The 3,998-nt window shown below is 34.1% G+C and carries 4 protein-coding genes and 1 pseudogene; 3 read left to right on the top strand and 2 right to left on the bottom strand.

Annotated elements, in window-relative coordinates:
- The 3 genes and pseudogenes from amiF to BFL01S_RS20215 form a co-directional block, all read left to right on the top strand.
- A pseudogene (amiF, locus tag BFL01S_RS19130) lies at positions 1-394 on the top strand (formamidase); the annotation flags it as partial.
- A 507-nt stretch (positions 395-901) separates the two neighbouring features.
- Positions 902-1,951, top strand: coding sequence for a 2,3-butanediol dehydrogenase (locus BFL01S_RS19125; RefSeq protein ID WP_061786664.1), 1,050 nt, complete (start codon positions 902-904; stop codon positions 1,949-1,951).
- Between the two features lie 473 nt (positions 1,952-2,424).
- The gene (locus BFL01S_RS20215; protein ID WP_225002475.1) at positions 2,425-2,688 is read left to right on the top strand and encodes a Tn3 family transposase; all 264 of its coding nucleotides are present in this window, start codon (positions 2,425-2,427) and stop codon (positions 2,686-2,688) included.
- Positions 2,689-2,863: 175 nt separating this feature from the next.
- Here the strand turns inward: BFL01S_RS20215 and BFL01S_RS19120 are convergent, their stop codons facing one another.
- Positions 2,864-3,340: a 2-thiouracil desulfurase family protein gene (locus BFL01S_RS19120; protein ID WP_061786663.1), complete on the bottom strand. Its 477-nt coding sequence runs from the start codon at positions 3,338-3,340 to the stop codon at positions 2,864-2,866.
- A gap of 270 nt (positions 3,341-3,610) precedes the next feature.
- Positions 3,611-3,998: DDE-type integrase/transposase/recombinase (locus tag BFL01S_RS19115; RefSeq protein ID WP_061786662.1), on the bottom strand; the 388-nt coding region annotated here is incomplete at its 5' end.

The raw sequence follows: 3,998 nt of genomic DNA, 5'->3' as shown, positions 1-3,998 counted from the left end.
AAACCGTTCGAATGCATGGCAGAATCTAATGTACACTTTATCTGTGAATTTAGCAGGTTACGATGGAGTCTTTTATTATTTTGGTGAAGGACAAGTATGTAACTTTGACGGTACTACTTTAGTCCAAGGTCACAGAAACCCTTATGAAATTGTTACCGCAGAGGTTTACCCAGAACTAGCTGACCAAGCTAGGATAGGATGGGGACTTGAAAATAATATTTATAATTTGGGAGCTAGAGGTTATGTATCTACTCCTGGGGGGGTAAAAGAGAATCCATATACATTCGTTAAAGATTTAGCCGAAGGAAATTACAAGCTTCCTTGGGAAGATAAAATTAAAATTAAAGATGGATCAATTTATGGATATCCAGTAAAAAATACAGTGCGTTCGTAAAGAGTTAAAAGTAAGAAGACCCTATCTATACAAACTATAGATAGGGTCTTCCTATTAATTTACAAGTATTTATAAGTAGACAGAGAGGAGGAATAAATTTTTTTAGCTCTCCTATATAAAACCAATATAATATTATTTACTGAAAAATATTTCCTTTATTTTTATTGTATACCTTATACAATACTAGTTACCATAATCATCCTTATAGGTATCTATGTTTACAGCAATTAGACATAAAAAAACTCACCAATAATAGGTGAGGATGGCAATAAAGTTTGCCGAATAATGACTTACTTAATATAACATTTTTTGTTATCCACTGGGACACTCGAAATTTATCGAAATGGCAGTATATGATGAGAAATAAATTAGCCAAAACTGTCTGCTTTATTAGTGAGTAATATCTAGGTCTATTTGCTTGTTAATATGCAATTCCACTCAAAATATATTATAATAGTATTGAAATAGTTTTTAACATAACCGTTTACTTTAGGAGATGAATTTCAGATGAAAGCGTTAAGATGGCATAATGCTAAAGATTTAAGACTAGAAAATATCGAAGAACCTACTGTAAAAAAAGGTGAAGTAAAACTTAAAGTTGAGTGGTGTGGAATTTGTGGAAGCGATTTACACGAATATACAGCCGGCCCAATTTTTATTCCTAAGGAAACACCACATCCATTAACTGGAGATAAAGCTCCGATTGTTATGGGGCATGAATTTTCTGGACAAGTTGTTGAAATTGGTGAAGGTGTAACCAAAGTACAAGTTGGTGATCGTGTTACAGTAGAACCAATTTATAATTGCGGAAAATGTGATGCTTGTAAACAAGGGAAATATAATCTTTGCGCAGATATGGGATTCTATGGTCTTGCTGGCGGTGGCGGTGGGTTTTCTGAATTCACTTCTGTTCCAGAACACATGCTGCATAAACTTCCAGAGAATGTATCATATGAACAAGGTGCACTTGTTGAACCGTCAGCTGTTGCTCTTCATGCTGTGAAACAAAGTAAACTACAAGTTGGTGATAAAGCAGCCGTATTTGGAACTGGTCCAATTGGTTTATTAGTGATTGAAGCCTTAAAAGCAGCAGGTGCAGCAGAAATCTATGCAGTTGAATTATCTGAACAACGTAGACAAAAGGCAGAAGAGCTTGGAGCCATCGCAATTGATCCAAATAATGGTGATGCCGTACAACAAATTCAAGAGCTTACAAGTGGCGGGGTAGATGTTGCTTATGAAGTCACTGGGGTACCACCTGTTTTAAAACAAGCTATCAATTCAACCAAATTTAATGGAGAAACAATGATTGTTAGTATTTTTGAAACAGAGGCTCCGATTCACCCACAAAATATCGTGTTGAAAGAACGTACTTTAGCAGGAATTATCGGATACCGTGATGTGTTTCCAGCTGTTATTAGTTTAATGGCACAAGGTTACTTCCCTGCAGATAAATTAATAACGAAACGTATCACACTTGATGAAGTAATAGAAGAAGGATTCGAAGGTCTACTAAAAGAAAGAAATCATATAAAAATCTTAGTAAAAGCTGAGTAGTTTAATTAACCGGAATCTTATTATAGGATTCCGGTTAATTGTAATTGGAATTTGATTATCAATAATGGACTTATTATGTTTACTTTCTCCGAAATAGTTGTATGTTTTATTAACTTATACAAATTGTGCTAACAAGTATGAATCTCAAGACAATACTACTCAAAATCAAATTTACCTTGCATTTAAAGCAAGTGCTCTCTTATGCTGATAAAAAAAGACAATCGATTAATAATCGATTGTCTTTTTTTATTATTTCTTAAGTATTTGTACTAGAGTTTTTAGGGGTCTCACCAACATTTAGCGGAAAACATACGCTAAGCAGATTTCGATAAGTAAATTACGGCCTTTTATACGTTTAGACATTAAATTCGTTCACAAACTTAATATTTTAATAATTATTGAACATTGATTATTGAACGAGTTAATGGACACTTCCGAAGGGAAGAAACACTTATAAATCCTTTAATGACAAGGTGTTCAGCAACTCAAGATTTTCTGAACAATTCCTTAGCGTATGTTTTCAGCGTTTCGTTGGTGGGACCTCTATAAGTATTTGGAATACTCTCCACCTAACAACAGCAGTTGAATATAAAAAACGGACAGGTAGCTTTAATGAAGATTTGTTACACCATATGTCGCCCTTAGGTTGGGAACATATTAATTTACTAGGAGAATACCATTTTAACTCAGAGAAAGTAGTCTCATTAGATTCTTTAAGACCACTAAAACTTTCTTAACGTTGTTAAAAACGAGGGATTCGTCAGGAAAATAGGCTTAGCGTTGTAAATCCGCATTTATCTTAACCTCGATGTGAGAACTATTAGAATATCAATGGTTCTCACATCGTTTACATGTATTCATTGTAAATTTTGTTTTTTTAAAAGTTGATCATTTTATCATGTCAATGTTCGCTTAAGAAGTTTTTAATTTCTCCTCAAGAAAAGCAGTAATTCTCTCTTCTGAGACTACTTGAATTCCATTCCTTTCAAGTAGGGCAGTCGTCACTCCATTTCCAACAATTTTCTTACCTTTAAATTCACCGTTGTAAATCATTGAACTTCCGCAGGAGGGGCTAAATTCCTTAAGAATAACTACTGTGGTGCCCACCTCTTGAGCTTTTCTTAGCGTTGCATAAGCTCCTTTTATATACAGTTTTGTAACGTCTCTACCTGATTTTTCGATCACTTTAGCCTTACCATCAAGGACATCTTCCCCATTACCACCAACAATTTCAGCTGGTTCTCTTGGTGTTGAAAAACCACCAAGTAATTCTGGACACACAGTAATTGCTTGTTTTTTTTCAATCATTTGGCGTATCTTTTTATCTAAACAATGCGTACCATTATATCTTACCTCTAATCCTGCTAAACAAGAGCTAACTAATATCATTGATATCACCTCAATCTAATTCTATCGTATTTCCTTCTTCAGTATTTGCACCAGAACCAATAAATGTGTACTAATTTTATTGCTCAAGATACCTTACTTATAAAAGTTAGTAAAAATTTATGAACCCAGATGAGTTAAATTATATAATGGTAGTCTTTGTACTATATTGCTTATCTTTTATATAAACTTTTATATATAAGAATATACGGTTCTGGTGCAAATATTTGAAGAAAATCTAAAAAAGCCAAAGATTCCTAGTGACTGTTCGTCTTAAGTAATCAACCCAAACAGTTGATGAATGAACTTCACTTGATTTTGGACAGACTTGTCCCGTAAAACAAGTTGTCCTTTTTTAATGATATGCATCGCTTCTATTCCTGAAAGAATAGATGTAGCTGTACGAAAAGATTTCAATCCTAACATCGAACGAACTTTCTTTTTAATAAAACGATGATCTTGTTCCACAATGTTATTCAGATATTTTACCTGCCGTATTTGGATGCCTACAGGCATCTTTTTCTCTTTCTTCAACTCTTCAATCGCCATAGGATAGGCTGGGTTCTTGTCTACTGTTATCACACGGGGCTTGGAAACATGAAAAGACCGCAAAGCTTTCTTGAAAAAGCGCTTTGCAGCCTTATGATTTCTTGTTTGACTC

The organism is Priestia flexa NBRC 15715, assembly GCF_001591565.1.
Lineage (GTDB): Bacteria > Bacillota > Bacilli > Bacillales > Bacillaceae_H > Priestia > Priestia flexa.
Note: the sequence above shows the minus strand (reverse complement) of the source record. Positions and strands in the feature narration are given on the sequence as shown.

Coding starts and splice junctions, on each gene's coding strand:
- BFL01S_RS19125 (WP_061786664.1), top strand. CDS start 902: ATGAAAGCGTTAAGATGGCATAATGCTAAAGATTTAAGACTAGAAAAT.
- BFL01S_RS19120 (WP_061786663.1), bottom strand. CDS start 3,340: ATGATATTAGTTAGCTCTTGTTTAGCAGGATTAGAGGTAAGATATAAT.